Annotated in this window: 17 protein-coding genes; 8 read left to right on the top strand and 9 right to left on the bottom strand. The window is 74.6% G+C overall.

Annotated features, from left to right (window positions below; genetic code table 11):
- Positions 1-26: 26 nt before the first annotated feature.
- The gene (gene panB, locus HS048_RS14035; protein ID WP_189234764.1) at positions 27-887 is read left to right on the top strand and encodes a 3-methyl-2-oxobutanoate hydroxymethyltransferase; all 861 of its coding nucleotides are present in this window, start codon (positions 27-29) and stop codon (positions 885-887) included.
- Positions 888-1066: 179 nt separating this feature from the next.
- On the opposite strand, the gene HS048_RS14030 is transcribed toward panB, so the two are convergent.
- The 3 genes from HS048_RS14030 to HS048_RS14020 all read right to left on the bottom strand — a co-directional run bounded on the left by HS048_RS14030 (position 1067) and on the right by HS048_RS14020 (position 4483).
- The gene (locus tag HS048_RS14030) at positions 1067-1987 is read right to left on the bottom strand and encodes a threonine/serine dehydratase (protein WP_196467180.1); all 921 of its coding nucleotides are present in this window, start codon (positions 1985-1987) and stop codon (positions 1067-1069) included.
- Between the two features lie 35 nt (positions 1988-2022).
- Positions 2023-3030 carry a DUF2278 family protein gene (locus HS048_RS14025; protein WP_196467179.1) on the bottom strand — a complete coding sequence of 336 codons (1008 nt, stop codon included), beginning with the start codon at positions 3028-3030 and terminating at the stop codon, positions 2023-2025.
- A 274-nt stretch (positions 3031-3304) separates the two neighbouring features.
- Positions 3305-4483, bottom strand: coding sequence for a PLP-dependent aspartate aminotransferase family protein (locus HS048_RS14020; protein WP_196467178.1), 1179 nt, complete (start codon positions 4481-4483; stop codon positions 3305-3307).
- A gap of 318 nt (positions 4484-4801) precedes the next feature.
- On the opposite strand from HS048_RS14020, the gene HS048_RS14015 reads away from it, so the two are divergent.
- Genes HS048_RS14015 through HS048_RS14000 form a run of 4 tightly spaced genes read left to right on the top strand, consistent with a single transcriptional unit; the run spans position 4802 to position 8298 of the window.
- Entirely contained in the window at positions 4802-5716 is a 915-nt protein-coding gene (locus HS048_RS14015; protein WP_196467177.1) for an ABC transporter ATP-binding protein, read from the top strand.
- Positions 5717-5718: 2 nt separating this feature from the next.
- Positions 5719-6486, top strand: a complete 768-nt coding sequence (locus HS048_RS14010; protein WP_196467176.1) for an ABC transporter permease — start codon at positions 5719-5721, stop codon at positions 6484-6486.
- 28 nt (positions 6487-6514) lie between these two features.
- On the top strand, positions 6515-7696 hold the full coding sequence (locus HS048_RS14005) for a histidine kinase (RefSeq protein ID WP_196467175.1): 1182 nt from the start codon (positions 6515-6517) through the stop codon (positions 7694-7696).
- Positions 7693-8298: a DNA-binding response regulator gene (locus HS048_RS14000; protein ID WP_196467174.1), complete on the top strand. Its 606-nt coding sequence runs from the start codon at positions 7693-7695 to the stop codon at positions 8296-8298. Before HS048_RS14005 ends, HS048_RS14000 begins: the two co-directional genes overlap by 4 nt.
- A 4-nt stretch (positions 8299-8302) precedes the next feature.
- On the opposite strand, the gene npdG is transcribed toward HS048_RS14000, so the two are convergent.
- Complete coding sequence (gene npdG, locus HS048_RS13995) at positions 8303-8968, bottom strand: NADPH-dependent F420 reductase (protein ID WP_068894329.1); 666 nt, start codon at positions 8966-8968, stop codon at positions 8303-8305.
- Positions 8969-9144: 176 nt separating this feature from the next.
- Between npdG and HS048_RS13990 the strand changes: the two genes are divergently transcribed.
- Entirely contained in the window at positions 9145-9735 is a 591-nt protein-coding gene (locus tag HS048_RS13990; protein ID WP_068894330.1) for a hypothetical protein, read from the top strand.
- Between the two features lie 90 nt (positions 9736-9825).
- Here HS048_RS13990 and HS048_RS13985 read toward each other — a convergent pair whose 3' ends face one another.
- Positions 9826-10782, bottom strand: coding sequence for a LysR family transcriptional regulator (locus HS048_RS13985; RefSeq protein ID WP_196467173.1), 957 nt, complete (start codon positions 10780-10782; stop codon positions 9826-9828).
- A 128-nt stretch (positions 10783-10910) separates the two neighbouring features.
- On the opposite strand from HS048_RS13985, the gene HS048_RS13980 reads away from it, so the two are divergent.
- Entirely contained in the window at positions 10911-11576 is a 666-nt protein-coding gene (locus tag HS048_RS13980) for a cyclase family protein (protein WP_068894332.1), read from the top strand.
- A gap of 127 nt (positions 11577-11703) precedes the next feature.
- On the opposite strand, the gene HS048_RS13975 is transcribed toward HS048_RS13980, so the two are convergent.
- The gene (locus HS048_RS13975; protein ID WP_068894333.1) at positions 11704-11883 is read right to left on the bottom strand and encodes a hypothetical protein; all 180 of its coding nucleotides are present in this window, start codon (positions 11881-11883) and stop codon (positions 11704-11706) included.
- A 45-nt stretch (positions 11884-11928) separates the two neighbouring features.
- Here HS048_RS13975 and map point away from each other — a divergent pair, with 45 nt between their 5' ends.
- Positions 11929-12777, top strand: coding sequence for a type I methionyl aminopeptidase (gene map / locus HS048_RS13970; protein WP_068894334.1), 849 nt, complete (start codon positions 11929-11931; stop codon positions 12775-12777).
- 98 nt (positions 12778-12875) lie between these two features.
- Here map and HS048_RS13965 read toward each other — a convergent pair whose 3' ends face one another.
- The 3 genes from HS048_RS13965 to HS048_RS13955 form a co-directional block, all read right to left on the bottom strand.
- Positions 12876-13286 carry a sensor histidine kinase gene (locus tag HS048_RS13965; RefSeq protein WP_068894335.1) on the bottom strand — a complete coding sequence of 137 codons (411 nt, stop codon included), beginning with the start codon at positions 13284-13286 and terminating at the stop codon, positions 12876-12878.
- 181 nt (positions 13287-13467) lie between these two features.
- Positions 13468-15510, bottom strand: coding sequence for a cytochrome c oxidase assembly protein (locus HS048_RS13960; RefSeq protein ID WP_084007950.1), 2043 nt, complete (start codon positions 15508-15510; stop codon positions 13468-13470).
- Positions 15507-16151, bottom strand: coding sequence for a copper resistance CopC family protein (locus HS048_RS13955; protein WP_068894336.1), 645 nt, complete (start codon positions 16149-16151; stop codon positions 15507-15509). Before HS048_RS13955 ends, HS048_RS13960 begins: the two co-directional genes overlap by 4 nt.
- Positions 16152-16193: the final 42 nt, after the last annotated feature.

The raw sequence follows: 16193 nt of genomic DNA, 5'->3' as shown, positions 1-16193 counted from the left end.
GCCTCGAGACTCTCAGGAGGCTTTCCGTGTCCTCTTCCGTGCCCTCTTCCGCCGCCGTCCCGCAGACCACCGCCCTGTACGGCGGGCAGTCCGGGCGAAGGATCACCGTGCGCGACATCGCCGCCGCCAAGGAGCGCGGCGAGAAGTGGCCGATGGTCACCGCGTACGACGCGATGACCGCCCGGGTCTTCGACGAGGCCGGCATCCCGGTGCTGCTCGTCGGCGACTCGGCCGCCATGGTCGTCTACGGCCACGACTCGACGCTGCCCGTCTCCGTCGACGACCTGATGCCGCTGACCGCGGCCGTGGTGCGCGGCTCCTCCCGGGCGCTGGTCGTCGCCGACCTGCCGTTCGGCTCCTACCAGGCCTCCACCCAGCAGGCGCTGGAGACGGCCGTGCGGTTCATGAAGGAGGCGGGCGCCCACGCGGTCAAGCTGGAGGGCGGGCGCAGGGTCCTCCCCCAGGTCGAGGCCCTGGTCGCGGCCGGCATCCCGGTCATGGCCCACCTCGGCCTGACCCCGCAGTCGGTCAACGCCTTCGGCGGCTACCGGGTGCAGGGCCGCGGCCAGTCGGGCGACGAGCTGATGGCCGACGCCAAGGACCTGGCGGCGGCCGGGGCCTTCTCCGTCGTCCTGGAGTGCGTCCCCGCCGACCTGGCCGAGCGGGTCACGGCCTCCCTGCCGATCCCCACGATCGGCATCGGCGCCGGTCCGGCCACCGACGCCCAGGTCCTCGTCTGGCAGGACCTGATGGGCCTCACCGCCCGCCCGGCCAAGTTCGTCAAGAAGTACTTCAACCTGGCCGAGGAGATGGACCACGCGGTCCGCGCCTTCGCCGACGAGGTGACCAGCGGGGCCTTCCCCACCGCCGAGCACAGCTACCGCTGATCCCACCGGCCGCCCGCCGTACCACCCAGGCCGGTACGGCGGGCGGCGCCGGTCCGCGTCGGGCATCGGGTCCGGGCCGTGGAAGCGCTCACCCGCCGGCGGCCACCCGGAGCCGAGCCTGCCCGCCGAGGCCTGCCCGATGCCGGCCCGGCGACTGCCGTCAGGCGAGTCGACTGCCGTCAGGCGAGTGTGGCGGGGTCGGTGTTGGCGCCGCAGACGATGACGGCGACCCGCTCCCCGGGGGCGGGCGTGTAGGCGCCGCAGCGCAGGGCGGCCAGCGCCGCGGCTCCGGCGTGCTCGGCCGCGACCCGGTACGACCGCCACAGCTCGTGGCGGGCCTCGACGATGGCCTCGTCGGGCACCAGGACGCTCTCCACCCCGGCGGCGCTGGTGACGTCGTAGGCGATCCGGCCGATCAGGCTGGCGCCGAGCGCGTCGGCGCCCACCCCGCTCACCTCCACCCGGACCGGCCCTCCGGCGGCCAGGGCGCGGTTCAGGGTCGGGATCCGCTCGGGCTCCACCGCCACGACCCGGGCCCGGCCGCCGAGCGCGGCCGTCACCCCGGCGACCAGCCCGCCGCCGCCGACGGCGACGAGCACGGTGTCGACTCCCCCGCTCTGCTCCAGCACCTCCAGCCCGACCGTGCCCTGACCGGCGACCACGTCGGGCTGGTCGTAGGCGTGGATCTCCAGCGCCCCGGTCTCCGCGGCCCGCTTGACGGAGGCCTCGTAGGCCTCGGCGTAGATCGCACCGGTCTGGGTCACCTCCGCCCCCAGCGCCCGCAGCCCGGCCACCTTCACCGGGCTGGACACCGTCGGGACGAAGATCTCGGCCCGCAGCCCCAGCGCCCGCGCGACGTGCGCCACCGCCAGGCCGTGGTTGCCGCCGCTGGCCGCGATCAGCCCCGCCTCGGGCAGATCGCCCGCCTCCCGCGCCGCCAGGGCGCGGTTGAAGCCGCCCCTGGCCTTGAACGACCCGGAGTGCTGCACGGTCTCCAGCTTCAGCAGCAACCCCGGCTCCGCCTCCAGCAGCGGGGTACGGCGGGCACGCCCCGCGATGCGCACCGCCGCCCGCTCCACGTCCTCCGTCGACACGCTCACCCGCGGCACCTCTCGCCCATATCCCGGATCACACCTCAGAAGGTCAGCGTCCAGCCCTCGCGCCGGCCCTGCGCCGAAGTGTAGGAGACCCCGTGGACCCTGAGTCCGGCCGCGTCCAGCAGGGTGATCGTGCCGCCGCCGTCGTCCAGCGCGAACGGCTCCCCGACCGGCACGGCGAGGACCGCGCCGGGGGCCAGGGCGCCCGCCGGGAGCGGGAAGGCGTTCCCCCGCCGGTCGGCGAGCCGCCAGCCGGCGAGGTCCACCGGGGCGGGCGAGGCGTTCAGCAGGGTGACGGTCTCACCTCCCGGCCCGGGTCCGGCGGGGTTGACCAGCGCGGCCACGATCCGGACGGGCTCCTCGCCGGGGCCGGGCCGGGACGGGACCTCGTCCAGGGCGTGCCCGGTGACGTCGTCGGTGTGCCAGGACTGGGACTGGAAGGCCAGGAAGATCGCCACCCACCGCGACTCGCCCGGGAAGGACAGCAGCAGCCCGCCGTCCTGCCAGACGCCGTCGTCGCCGCGGAAGCGCCGCGAGTTGCCCTGGTTCATGTGGATGTCGTGCACGCCGTTGCCGGGCAGGAAGCCGAAGACCTTGTCCCGGGTGCGGGGCTCGGGGCCCCACCGCTCGCCGAAGGCGTAGACGATCGCGGCGGGGTCGGCGACGGCCCGCTCGACGTAGTGGTCGAACTTGTCGGCCAGGTCGTTGTCCACCCCCGGCGCGTCGGGCGGGAGCGCGCGCATCGCGGCCGGGTCGAACAGGTTGCCCCGGACGAAGTCCAGCGCGGCCCCGCCGGGGGCGGACGCCAGGGCGGTCCAGCCCCCGGCTGTCCGCGGCAGCAGCGCGGTCAGCGGGTGCCGGAAGTCCTCGTCGGCGTGGTAGAGCAGCTCGGAGGGGGCCTGCTGGGACAGGACGTTGACCGCGACCCGGTAGGAGACCCCCGCGTCGTCGGTCAGGTGGAGCTGGTAGTGGGGGGTGTCGGTCGACCCCTCCCGCCGCCGCTCGACGGCCCGGCCGGCCAGGACCCCGTAGCTCTTCAGCGGCATCGCGCCACCCCCGCAGGACGCTCACGGAAGGGCGGCCCGGAAAGCGGGTCGCCCGCCCCGATGCTACCGCGCCCCGACTCGGGATCCCAGGTCATGACCGCAGGTCACAGTCCCTTTTCGGGGCCGGTCCAGGACTCAGGGCCGAAAGAGCGCCTGCTTTTCGGGGCCGGTCCAGGGCCGGTTCAGGACCGGTTCAGCGGGCCGGTCCAGGGCCGGTTCAGGACCGGTTCAGGACCGGTTCAGGACCGGTTCAGCGGGCCGGTCCAGGGCCGGTTCAGGACCGGGAGAGCGCCTGCTCGAAGTCGGCCCACAGGTCCTCGACGTGCTCGATGCCGACCGCCACCCGGACGGTCCCCTCGCCGATCCCGTGCCGGGCCAGTTCCTCGGCCGTCAGCGACTTGTGGGAGGTGGTCGCCGGGTGCAGGATCAGCGTCTCCACGCCGCCGAGCGAGGGGGCCAGCAGCGCCAGCCGTACCGCGCTCATGAACCGCTCCCCGGCGGCGCGCCCGCCGACGAGGTCGAAGGAGAAGACCCCGCCGAAGCCCGGCAGCAGCTTGGCGGCCAGCGCGTGCGAGGGGTGCGAGGGCAGGCCGGGCCAGTGCACGGCCGCGACCGCCGGGTGGGCGTCCAGCCGCAGCGCCAGCTCGTGGGCGTTGGCGCAGTGGCGCTCCATGCGCAGCGGCAGCGTCTGGATGCCGCGCAGGGTCAGCCAGGCGGCGAACGGGTCGGCGGTCGCGCCCAGGCCGGTGGCGTACTTCCACACCTTCCGGTGCAGCTCGTCGGAGGCGAAGACCGCGATGCCGCCGAGCACGTCGGTGTGGCCGCCCAGGTACTTGGTGGTGGAGTGCACCACGATGTCGGCGCCGTGCTCGATCGGGCGGCACAGGATCGGCGAGGCGAAGGTGTTGTCCACCACCGAGACCAGCCCGGCCTCGCGCGCCGCGGCGCACATCCCGGGCAGGTCGGCCACCTGGGTCACCGGGTTGGCGATCGTCTCCAGGTAGACCAGCTTCGTGGACGGCCGTACGGCGGCGCGCAGGGCGGCGGGGTCGTCCTCGGGGACGTAGGAGACCTCGACGCCGAACCGCGCGACCAGGTCGTTGAGCGCCCCGGCGGTGCCGCCGTAGAGGGCCTTCTGCGCGATCACGTGGTCGCCCGGCCGGAGCAGGCCGAGCAGCACGGAGTTGATCGCGCCCATGCCCGAGCCGGTGGCCACGGCGCCGACGCCGCCCTCCAGGCCCGCGACGGCCTCCTCCAGGGAGCGGACCGTCGGGTTCGACAGCCGGCCGTAGACGAACGGCCCGTCGGGGCGGTTCATCCCGTCGGCGAAGACCGCCGGGTCGTCGAAGACGAAGCCGGAGGTCTGGTAGAGCGGCACCGTGATCGGGCGGCTGCCCTCCAGCGGCGGCTGGGGAAGGTGGACGGTACGGGTCTCCGGGCGAAGCTCACTCATATGTCAAAGATGTCCGCTCAACGAGATGATGGCCAGGTCCAATAAGGACGATTAGTCCACTGTCCGCTTCAATGTAGACGAACCACTCATCTCACCCCGCCCAGGGGTCGTCACGGTCCGCTCCTCGCGATCACCTCGGGAGTCCGCCCGGCGGCCGCCCCGCCGGCCCCGCACCGCCTCCGGCCGGACCCCGATCAGCTTCCCGGCCGCCGTTCCGGCTCCCGCCCCGGTCACCGCCGCCCCACCCGGCGGGTCGTGACCGCCGAGTCGTGAATTCCTCACTGTTCCCGGATCGTGCCGCCCTGAAGGATCGTCGGCATGAAAGCGATCGAGGTGGACGGGCTGGTGAAGGGCTACGGGGGGTTCGAGGCGGTGAGAGACGTCTCGTTCTCCGTCGGGGAAGGGGAGGTCTTCGCCCTGCTCGGACGGAACGGCGCGGGCAAGAGCACGACGGTCGAGGTGCTGGCCGGGTTCCGGCGGGCCGACTCCGGGACGGTGCGGGTCCTGGGGATGGACCCGGCCCGGGACCGGGTGCGGGTGCGCAGGCGCACCGGGATCATGCTCCAGGAGGCGGGATTCTTCCCCGACCTGACCGTGGCGCAGACCGTGGACGCCTGGCGGGACTTCGTCGCCGCGCCCCGGCCGCGCGACGAGGCGCTCGGCCTGGCCGGGCTGGACGCCAAGGCGGGCACGAGGGTGCGTCAGCTCTCCGGTGGCGAGAAACGCCGCCTGGACCTGGCGCTGGCCGTGCTGAGCCGTCCCGACGTGCTCTTCCTCGACGAGCCGACCACCGGGATGGACCCCGAGGCCCGGCAGAACACCTGGGAGGTCATCCGGGGCCTCGCCGGGCAGGGCACCGCGATCCTGCTGACCACCCACTACCTGGACGAGGCCCAGCGGCTGGCCGCCAACATGGCGATCATGGACGGGGGCCGGGTGGTCGCCTCCGGCGGCATGGCCGAGACGCTGGCCGCCCGGGCGGGCCGGGTCGCCTTCGAGCTGCCCGCCGGCGTCGCGCCGGAGGACCTGCCGGTCCCGGTCGCCTCGGTGGAGGGCCGCACCGCGGTCTGCCGGGTGGAGGACCCCGACCTGGCCGCGCAGACCCTGCTGGGCTGGGCGGGCGAGCGGGGCCTGCGCCTACGCGGCCTGGAGGTCCGCACGGCGACCCTCGAAGACCTGTTCCTGGACCTCGCCGCGGGCGAGGGGACTTCCCCGAAGGCGGAGGTGGCGTGAGCGTGTCCGCACGTGATCTGGCGGTGGTGGCCCGTTTCGGCGGCCGGCTCTACTGGCGCGACAAGGTCGCGCTGAGCACGTCCGTGACCCTCTCCCTGGGGCTGGGCATCGGCATGCCGCTGCTGACGGACCGGCTCCGGGGCGGCGCGGAGGCCGTGCTCGACGCGCACCTGGGGGTGCTCGCGATGATCGTCGTCATCGCGACGTTCAACCAGATCGCGGTGACGCTCACCGCCCGCCGCGACCAGCTCCTGCTCAAGCGGATGCGGTCCACCGGGCTGAGCGACCGGGACGTCCTCGGCGGTGAGATCGGCAACCTGGTCGTGCAGACCACGCTGCTGACCGCCGTGGTCTCGGTGGCGCTGTACGCGACGACGGGCCTGCCGGTCCCCCGCGACCCGCTGCTGTACCTGGTGGCCGTGGTCGCCGGGGCCACCGTCCTGTGCCTGCTCGGCACCGCGTTCACCGCGGCCGTCCCGCGCACCGAGGTCGCCGGTGTGATGACCCTGCCGTTCTTCTTCCTCGCCGGGGCCGCCTCGGGCGGGTTCGGCCCGCTCCTGGAGATGCTCCCCGGCTGGGTCGGCACGGTGCTGGGGTTCCTGCCCACCGGGGCGGTGGTCGACCTGGCCCGTACGGCCTATGCCGCCGACGGGACCCTCGCCGGGGACCTGCAGGCGGCGGCCGTCCCCCTCCTGGTCCTCGCCGGGTGGGCGCTGCTCGGGGTGTTCGCGATCGGCCGCTGGTTCCGGTGGGAGCCCCGCAGATCATAAGTCCCGACGAAAGCGTATGTTTCCGGACATGAGAATCACCCCCCAGCGCCTGGCCGTGGGCCTGGTCGTGCTGATCTCCGTGGGCTTCACGGTCTTCCCGGTCATCACGATCGCCCGGCTCGGCGGGACGCCCGGGCTCGTGGTGCTCGCGACCTGCCTGCCCGGCTTCTTCGTGCCGTTCTTCCTGCACCTGCGCTCCGCGCTGCGCGGCGTGGAGCCCGGTGCCCCCACGGTCCTGCTCGCGGTGGAGGCGGTCGCGGCCTACGCGCCCATCCCGGTCCTCGACGCCCACCTCGAGTACCTGGGCTACTGGTGGACCGGGACGCCGACCATCCTGCTCGGCTCGGTGCTCCTGCGCCTGCGCCCGCCGGCGGCCCTGGGCTGCCTGGTCCCGATGACGGCGGCCCAGTTCGCCCTGGGCTGGCGCTACGCCACGCAGCCCGCGCAGCTGCAGCACGCCTTCTACCAGGTCGTCACCCTCATCGTCACCGGATTCGTGATCTACGGGGTGACCCGGCTGGTGGTGGTGAGCCGGGAGCTGGAGCAGGCCAGGACCCAGCTGGCGGAGGCGGCGGTGCTGCGCGAGCGGCTGCGCATCTCCCGGGACCTGCACGACGGGCTGGGCAGCAGCCTGACCGCGATCGCGCTCAAGGGCGACCTGGCCCGCAGGCTCGCCGGGCGCGACCCCGACGCGGCCGGCCGCGAGCTCGCCGACCTGGTCCAGGTGGCCAGGGACGCGGCGCAGGACGTGCGGCAGGTGGCGCGCGGCTACCGGGAGATGTCCCTGCGCGAGGAGGTGCGGCGGGGCACGGCGCTGCTGGCGGCCTCCGGGGTCGAGGTCCAGGCCAACCTCGCCGACCTGGACCTGGCCCGGCCGGTCGACGAGGCCCTGGCCTGGGCGGTGCGCGAGGGGATCACCAACCTGGTCCGGCACAGCCGGGCGACGACCTGCTCGATCAGCACCTCGCGGACCGCGGGGACCGTGCGGCTGGAGGTGGTCAACGACGGCGCCCCCGAGCGGGCGGCCGACGGTTCCGTGCCGGGGGAGCGGGCGGTCGACGGCGCCGGGCCAACCGGACCGCGGGAGCGGGCGGCCGACGGCGCCGGGCTGGCCGGACTGCGGGAGCGGGCGGGCGGCCTCGGCGGCTCCCTGCGCGCCGAGCGGACCCCGGGCGGCGGGTTCCGGCTCGCGGTGGAGGTGCCCGCGTGATCCGGGTGCTCCTCGCCGAGGACATGCACATGATCCGCTCGGCCCTCGTCGCACTGCTCCGGCTGGAGTCCGACATCGAGGTGGTCGCCGAGGTCGTCCGGGGCGACGAGATCGTCCCGGCGGCCCTGCGGACCCGGCCGGACGTGGCGGTCCTGGACATCGACCTGCCCGCGCTCGACGGCATCACCGCCGCGTCGGAACTGCGGGAGAGGCTGCCCGGCTGCCGGGTCCTGATCCTCACCGCGCTGGGCCGGCCCGGCGAGGTGCGCCGGGCGCTGGCGGGCGGCATCGAGGCGTTCCTGGTCAAGGACGCCCCCGGCGACCGCCTCGCCGACGCGATCCGGCGCACCGCCCAGGGACTCCGGGTGCTCGACCCGGAGCTGGTCACCGCCGCCATGGAGTACGGCGCCAGCCCGCTCACCGCCCGGGAACGGGAGGTGCTCGCCGAGGCCGCGCGCGGCGCCCCGGCCGAGGAGATCGCCGCCCGGCTGCACCTGTCCGCCGGGACCGTGCGCAACTACCTGACCGGCGCCGTCGGCAAGACCGGCGCCCGCAACAAGGTCGACGCCATCCGCATCGCGCAGGACGCGGGCTGGATCTGACCGGTCAGACGTCGGTGAGGCGGAGGCCGGCGTGGGCCTTGTAGCGGCGGTTGATCGAGATCAGGTTGGCGGTCAGCGCCTCCACCTGGTGGGCGTTGCGCAGGCGGCCGCCGTACACGCCGCGGACGCCGGCGATCCGCCCGGCCAGCGCCTGCACGGTGTCGGTGGCCTCGCGGTCGTCGCCCAGGACCAGCACGTCCAGCTCGACCTCGTCGACCTCGGGGTCCAGCAGCAGGACGGCCGAGACGTGGTGGAAGGCCGCGACCACGCGGCTGTCGGGCAGGACCGCGGCGGCCTGCTGGGCGGCGCTGCCCTCCTCCACGGGCAGGGCGTGGGCGCCCTGCTTGTCGAAGCCCAGCGGGTTGACGCAGTCGACGACGATCTTCCCGGCCAGCTCGGTGCGGAGCGACTCCAGGGTGGCCTTGTGGCCGTCCCACGGCACCGCCACGATCACGATGTCGGCCTCGGCGGCCACGGTCGCGTTGTCCGCCCCGCGCGCCCGCGCGCCGACGGCCTCCGCGGCCTCCCGGGCCCGCTCCTCGCTGCGCGACCCGATCAGCACGGTGTGCCCGGCGAGGGCGAACCGCCTGGCCAGTCCCTTGCCCTGGTCGCCGGTGCCGCCCAGGATCCCGATGGACAGCCCGCTCACGTCCGGAAGGTCAGTGCTCACTCGTCGCTCCTCGTCGTCCTCGGCCGCCGCGGACCGGGCCCGTCGGCCTCGGCGCGTGCGGTCCGCTCCGCCGGCGGTGACCGGCCCGTCCCCGGGTCCGTCCCGCCTCCACGCCAGATGATGCCAGGCCCGCGTTCCGCGGACGGCCCCGGGGCGGCTGGGGCACGATTGTCCGCATGGACGGTGGATCGGTGGCCCTGCTGCGCGAGGTCCTGGAGTCGACCGGGTGGGTGGAGCGCACCCGCGAGCTGGGACGCGCCCTGCGCACGACGCGCTCCCCCGGCGGCCTGCTGGTGGTCGGCACCCCGGCCGGGGAGCCCTGGCACCTGGCCGCGCACCTCGGCGACGAGGCCCGGCTCTCCGGCCTGCCCCAGCTCACTCCGACGCTGGTCCGCTGGTCCCCGCCCCCGGACGCCCCCGCCCACCTGCGGATCGGCCTGGAGCGGATCGAGAGGGCCCGGCGGGGGGAGACGCTGTTCGTGGTGGCCGAGGAGCGGGCGCCCGACCCGCTGCTGGAGCGGGTGAGCGACGCCCGCCGTACCGGGGCGACGATCCTCGCCCTGGACGGCGGCGACCCCGACCTCGAGGGCCTGGCCCACGACGCGCTGGCGGTCCCCGCCCGCGCCCCGCTCTCCTTCGACGGGGCCCAGCACCTGGTGAGCATGGCCGCGGGCGAGGAGCCCCGCCCCGCCGGGCGCCAGGCCGGTCTCCGCACCCGCCTCGCCCGGCTGCTGGAGCGGCTCAGCGGCCCGCACGTCCCGGACTGACCCGCCGGGCGGCGGACCCGCGCTCACCGCTGCGGACCGCCCCGCCCAGCCCCGCCCCCGCCGCCTCGACCCGCCCGCCGGGCGGCGCGGTCAGTCCTGCGGTCGCCGGCGCGTCCTCCCCCGCTCCCCGGTCCGCTCCGCCAGGCCGACCGCGGCCTCCCGCAGCGCGTCGACGACCACGGCCTGCACGGGGTCCGGCCTCCTCGACCCGGTACGGCCGGCCCGGGTGACCGCGTCCAGCCGCCGTGCGCCCACCCCGGTGATGCCGGTGACCACGACCTCGCCGCCGGAGGTCTCCAGCAGGGCCAGGGAGGGCACGATCGCCGCCCCGTGCCCCGCCGCGACCAGGGCGAGCGCGGGCGGGAACTCCTCGATCACGTGCGCCCGGCGCGGGGTGAAGCCGTGCAGGGCGGCGAGCCGCTCCAGCGCGTGGCCGCAGGCCTGGTCGGGATGGCCGGCCACCCAGGGCAGGTCCGCCAGGACGGCCACGTCGCGGGGGGCCTCCCCCCAGCCGGGCGGCACGACGATGCGGTACTCGTCCACGTGGAGCCGGTGGGCGACCAGTGACGCGGGCATCGGGGCGGGCCGGTCGGCGTCGTGCTCGACGATGGCCACGTCCACCCCGCCGAGCCGGAGCTCCCGCAGCGCGGCGGGGCCGTACAGCTCGACGACGCGGGGCTCGACCCGCGGGTGGCGTTCCGCCAGCGCGGCCAGGGCGGGCACCAGCAGGTGCCGGATGGCGGTGGGGAACGCCGCGACGGAGACCGGGCCGGACAGCCGCTCGGTGAAGCGGATGAGCTCCCGCCTGGCCTCGGCCAGCTCCTCCTCCACCCGCTCGGCGTACCGGGCGAGGACGGCGCCGGCGGGGGTCAGCACGGCCCGGCGCTGGGAGCGGTCGATCAGCGCGAGCCCCACCTCCCGTTCCAGCAGGGCCAGTTGCTGGGAGACGGCGGAGGGGGTGACGTGCAGCGCCTCGGCCGCCAGCATGACGCCGCCGCGCCGGGCGACCTCGTGCAGGACCCGGAGGCGGCGGGGGTCGATCTCCATGCAGCTCAGCTTACGACGAGGTTTAGGACACTTAACTTGCGCTTCAGGGACCGTTCCCGGGACCATCTCCTCGATGCCGTCGCGCGAACCGCGCCGGACCGATCCGAGAAGAAAGCGGTGAACGTCCTGTGACCCGACTGATCGAGCTGAGCCACCGGATCACCGAGGGGATGGTCACCTACCCGGGCGTCCCCGGACCCCGGCTCGGCGCGCACCTGAGCCGGGAGGCCTCACGCGAGGTCTACGCGCCGGGCACCGAGTTCCACATCGGCAGCATCGAGCTGGTCGCCAACACCGGCACCTACCTCGACACCCCGCACCACCGCTACCCGGACGGCCCGGACCTGTCGGAGGTGCCGCTGGAGGCGCTCGCCGACCTGCCCGGCCTGGTGGTGCGGGCCGAGGGCCTGCGCTCGGTCGGCGTCGGCCTGCTGGAGGGCCTCGACGTGCGGGGCAGGGCCGTGCTCCTGCAGACCGGTTGGGACCGCCACTTCGGCACCGAGGCCTACTTCCGCGACCACCCCTACCTCGAGCCGGAGGCGGCGAAGTGGCTCGCCGACCGGGGCCCGGCGCTCGTCGGGATCGACTCGCTGAACATCGACGACACCCCGCCGCGCGGGGAGCGCCCCGCGCACACGCTGCTGCTGGGCGCGGGGATCCCGATCGTGGAGCACCTGACCGGCCTGGCCGCGCTGCCCGACACGGGGTTCCGCCTCCACGCCGCCCCGCCGATGGTCGCGGGCATGGGCACCTTCCCCGTGCGGGCGTACGCGGTCGTCGGGGACCGGCCCTAGCCGCCCGGGGACCGGTCCTGGCCGCCCGGGGAGAGCGGCCCGGCCGCGGCACAGGCCGCGAACCCGGTGTGGTCCTGGTGGTCCCGGCCGCCCGGGGGTAGCAGGCCGGCCCCCGCCGTCCGGTCGTTCAGTCCTTCTCCCAGGCCTCGTCCTCGTCCTTCCACCTCTCGTTGCGGTCGGCCGCGGTCCTGAGGGCGTCGGCCGCGGCCTGGCGGGTCTCGTACGGGCCCATGCGGTCCTTGTTCGGGCAGCCCTGCTCGGGCTCGACCGCCATGTGCTTCAGGCAGAACCACCACTGATCACTCATAGCGGCAATCCTGCCCGGTGCGAACGGCAATTAGACTGTGCAACCATGACGACAGTGCTCCAGCCCGGGCGGGTCTCGCCCCTGCGCAAGGTTCCCGCCCACATCCAGCGGCCGGAGTACGTCGGGAAGAAAACCCCGAAGACCGGCGAACCCGACGTCAAGACTCCGGAGATCATCGAGAGGATGCGGGTCGCCGGCCGGATCGCCGCCCAGGCGCTCCAGGAGGTGGGCCGGCACGTGGCGCCGGGGGTGACCACCGACGAGCTCGACCGGATCGGTCACGAGTTCCTGCTCGACCACGGCGCCTACCCCAGCACCCTCGGCTACCGGGGCTACCCCAAGTCGCTGTGCACCTCGATCAACGAGGTCATCTGCCACGGCATCCCGGACGACACGGTGCTGCGCGACGGCGACATCGTCAACGTCGACATCACGGCCTTCATCGGCGGCGTGCACGGCGACACCGACGCCACCTTCCTGGTCGGCGACGTGGACGAGGAGTCGCGCCTGCTGGTCGAGCGCACGCTGGAGGCCACCAACCGGGCCATCAAGGCCGTCGCGCCGGGCCGCCAGCTCAACGTGGTCGGCCGGATCATCGAGGCCTACGCCAAGCGGTTCGGCTACGGCGTCGTGCGCGACTTCACCGGCCACGGCATCGGCACGACCTTCCACTCCGGCCTGGTCGTCCCGCACTACGACGACCCGTCGCTGGCGGTCACCCTGGAGCCCGGCATGACGTTCACCATCGAGCCCATGCTGACGCTCGGCACCATCGACTACGACATCTGGCCCGACGGCTGGACCGCCGTCACCAAGGACCGCAAGCGGACCGCCCAGTTCGAGCACACCGTCCTCGTCACCGACACGGGCCACGAGATCCTGACGCTGCCGTAGCCGTCCGGGCGCGCCGATCCGCGCGCCCCGGCCGGCCCGGAGCCGTTCCGGGCCCGCGCCGGGGCACCGCCGCGTACGGCCTCGGCCGCCGCGGCCGCTCAGACCCTCCCGCGCGGCACCGTCGCGGTGACCGTGGTGCCGCCGCCGGGCACCCCGTTGACGGTGAGCGCGCCGCCGACCTCCTTCAGCTGGGCCCGCATGGCGGTGATGCCCCGCCCGATGGCCGCGCCGTCGAACCCGATCCCGTGGTCGCTCACGGTCATCCGCAGCCCCCGGTCCCCCGTCGTCACCGCGACCGAGACGGTCTTGGCCAGGCTGTGCCGTTCCACGTTCGACAGCGCCTCGGCCAGCGCGGCCAGGACGGCCCGGACGACCAGGTGGGAGGCGTCGCGGGAGGGGAGCGCCCAGATCTCCACGGTGATCCCCGTGCGCGCCGACCAGTCGGCGAGACGCTCCTCCAGCGCCTGGGCGAGGCTCCGTCCCTCGCGCATGCGAAGCTCCTCGGACATACGCCAACTCCTCCTGACGCGCACGGCTACCGCCGGTCCCCCGACCGGGCACGTGAATGAGCATGGTGCGCGACAGTCGGACGCCGCACCCGCTGGGATGTCTACCCATTCCCCCTGATCGAAAGGCTACCTCGCGACGCGTAAGGCAGCGGTGAGGGGATAGAAGGCCGTAGCCGCCGGGCTACTCGGCGCGATCACGCTTGTCGAGCTTTGCCAGAAAATCGTTGTAGGCGTCGAGTTCGGCGTCGCCGCTGCCTCCGGTGCGGGCCGCGACGGCGTCCGCCCGGCGGTCGGCGCGGCGGGCCCTGCGGTCGTCGTCGCGCCACCACTGGAAGGCCAGCGCGAGCAGCACGATCAGCGTCGGGATCTCACCGAAGCCCCAGGCGATGGCTCCGCCGGTCCGCTGGTCGGCGAGCGAGGACTCGCCCCAGGTCCGGCCGAGCTGGTCGTACCAGCCGGCGGCCAGCACGGTGCCCATGCTCATCAGCGCGATGCCGAAGAACGCGTGGAAGGGCATCGTGACGAACAGCACGACCAGCCGGGCGACGTGCGGCAGCTTGTGCGGGGCCGGGTCCACGCCGATGATCACCCAGAAGAACAGGCAGCCGCTGACCAGGAAGTGCACCGTCATCGCGATGTGGCCGAGGTGCTCCTCCATCGCCTCGGCGAACAGCGGGGTGAAGTACAGCGCGTAGGTGGAGACGATGAAGATCGCGGTCGCGATCGCCGGATGGCCGACGAAGCGGACGAACCTGCTGTGCAGGATCGTGGTCAGCCACTCGCGGGGCCCCCGGTCGCCGCGGCGCACGGCGGGCTTGAGCGCCCGCAGCGCCAGGGTGACCGGGGCGCCGAGGACCAGGAAGATCGGGATCAGCATGGAGAGCGTCATGTGCTCGGCCATGTGCACGCTGAACAGCACCTTGGCGTAGCGGGCCACTCCGCTCTGGGTGGCGAGCACCAGGATCAGCACCCCGGTGAACCACGCGGCGGTGCGGCCCCACGGCCAGGCGTCGCCGCGCCGGGCGAGCCGTACGACCCCGGCGAGGTAGAGTCCGCCGAGCAGGGCGGCCAGCGTGCCGGAGAACAGGTCGAACCACCACAGCGAGGCCAGGTTCGCCAGGGAGATCTCCGGCGGCATGGTGTAGCCGAGTAGCTCGAAGGCCCGGTCGACCGGGAGGATCGCCGGGGGCGGCGCGGTGCGGGAGAGCGCCACGGCCAGCCCGACCGCCGCGAACATCACCACGATCTCCCCGGTGGCGAACCGGACGAACGTACGGCTCCCGCCCGAGGCCAGACCCGGCAGGGTGCGTCTGCGGTGCCACCAGCCGGCCGCGCCCAGCAGCGCGAACGCCGCCGTCTTGGCCAGCAGCAGCGCTCCGTAGGCGGAGGTGAACAGCTCCGAGACCGAGGTGAGCCGGGCCAGCACGCTGAACAGGCCCGACAGCCCGGTGCCGAGGAAGCACCACAGCGCCAGCGCGGAGAAGCGGGCGGCGGCGATCTCCAGGTGCGGCTGCCGGCGCACCGCGTGGGCGCAGAGCACGCCGAGCCCGCCCACCCAGAGCGCGAGGACCACCAGATGCACGGCGACGCCGGTGGTGGCCAGGTCGTGGTTGGGCGAGGAGGCGGAGTGACCGGTCAGCGCGGGCGGGAGCAGGGTGGCCAGGGCGAGCACGAGCAGGCCGCCGGCCGATCCGACGGTGATCGCCCCGCGGGCGAACAGGGCGATGGCCACCGCGAAGAGCACCACCAGGGTGAGCGCGATGCCCTGCGAGACCTGGCTGGCGTAGCTGGTCAGCTCGTCGCCGCCGAGCACGTCGGCGACGGGCATGCCGAGCGCCTCGGACAGGCTGAAGACCATCGTCGCCGCCGCGGCGGCGGCCCAGACGAGGCCGAGCCACGAGGCGGCCTTCACGTAGACGAGGGCGGGCCTGCCGAGCAGGCCCTTGTCGCTGGGCAGGAGGATCGCGGCGGCCAGCAGCGCACCCACGGTGAGCACGCCCGTCACGTCCATCACCAGCTTGGACAGCGGCAGCCCCCAGCGGGTGAGCATGCCCTGGTCGGGCAGGCCCGGGATGATGCGGGGGGTCGCGGCGCCGCCCGCGACCATGGCGATCACCAGGGCGGCGACGGCCGCGCCCGCCCCGGCCAGCGCGAGGCGCACCGTCCGGCCGTTCCCGTCCGGCGCGGGCTCCCCGCCGCCGTTGCTCCCGGCCCGCCCGCTCACGGCTGCTTCCTGTTGCGCATGCTGAGGAACAGGCCGATGCCGATGCCGGTCACGCCGCCGAAGACGAGCCACGCCCAGCCGGGCACTCCGCCGGAGTCCTCCGTGCCGGCGGCCGGGGTGGCGGTCGCCGGGGGCGCGGTCGGGGCGGCCTCGGCCGGGGCCGCGCTCCCGCTCGGGGCGGCGCTCGGGGCGGCGCTCTCGGCGGAGTCGCTCTCGTCAGGCGCCGGGCTCTCCGCCGGGGCCGCACTCTCGGCCGGGGCCGGAGAGGCGTCCGGGGAACCGGTCAGGGTGAACGGGATCTCCCCCTCGATCGGGTGGCCGTCGGAGGAGACCACCCGGTAGGCGATGACGTATCTGCCCGGCGGGAGCCCGGCCTCGACCTTCTGCGTCACCACCGTGCCGTCCACCGCGGCCTTGCCGGCCTGGCGGGGCGTGTCGTCCCCGTCGCGCACGACGACGTTGGGGAAGCGCACCCGGGCGGTGAACGTCAGCTTCACCTCCTCCAGGCTCTCCACCTTCGCGTTCGCGGCAGGGTCGCTGCTCTTGAGCGCGTCGTGGGCGAGGGCCGGCGAGGCGAGGGCCGTACCGAGGACGAGGACCGCGAGAAGTGCGAGGGCGGCCGCGAAAGGGGAAGTCTTCATGGCACCCCAAGGCTACCGACGCCGACGCGCGGTCCCCACCTC

The sequence above is a fragment of the Planomonospora sp. ID91781 genome, assembly GCF_015711595.1.
GTDB lineage: Bacteria > Actinomycetota > Actinomycetes > Streptosporangiales > Streptosporangiaceae > Planomonospora > Planomonospora parontospora.
Note: the sequence above shows the minus strand (reverse complement) of the source record. Positions and strands in the feature narration are given on the sequence as shown.

Coding starts and splice junctions, on each gene's coding strand:
- HS048_RS13975 (WP_068894333.1), bottom strand. CDS start 11,883: ATGAGTGATCAGTGGTGGTTCTGCCTGAAGCACATGGCGGTCGAGCCC.
- HS048_RS14020 (WP_196467178.1), bottom strand. CDS start 4,483: ATGAGTGAGCTTCGCCCGGAGACCCGTACCGTCCACCTTCCCCAGCCG.
- HS048_RS13955 (WP_068894336.1), bottom strand. CDS start 16,151: ATGAAGACTTCCCCTTTCGCGGCCGCCCTCGCACTTCTCGCGGTCCTC.
- HS048_RS14005 (WP_196467175.1), top strand. CDS start 6,515: ATGAGAATCACCCCCCAGCGCCTGGCCGTGGGCCTGGTCGTGCTGATC.
- HS048_RS14015 (WP_196467177.1), top strand. CDS start 4,802: ATGAAAGCGATCGAGGTGGACGGGCTGGTGAAGGGCTACGGGGGGTTC.
- HS048_RS14025 (WP_196467179.1), bottom strand. CDS start 3,030: ATGCCGCTGAAGAGCTACGGGGTCCTGGCCGGCCGGGCCGTCGAGCGG.
- HS048_RS13965 (WP_068894335.1), bottom strand. CDS start 13,286: ATGTCCGAGGAGCTTCGCATGCGCGAGGGACGGAGCCTCGCCCAGGCG.
- HS048_RS13985 (WP_196467173.1), bottom strand. CDS start 10,782: ATGGAGATCGACCCCCGCCGCCTCCGGGTCCTGCACGAGGTCGCCCGG.
- map (WP_068894334.1), top strand. CDS start 11,929: ATGACGACAGTGCTCCAGCCCGGGCGGGTCTCGCCCCTGCGCAAGGTT.
- HS048_RS13990 (WP_068894330.1), top strand. CDS start 9,145: ATGGACGGTGGATCGGTGGCCCTGCTGCGCGAGGTCCTGGAGTCGACC.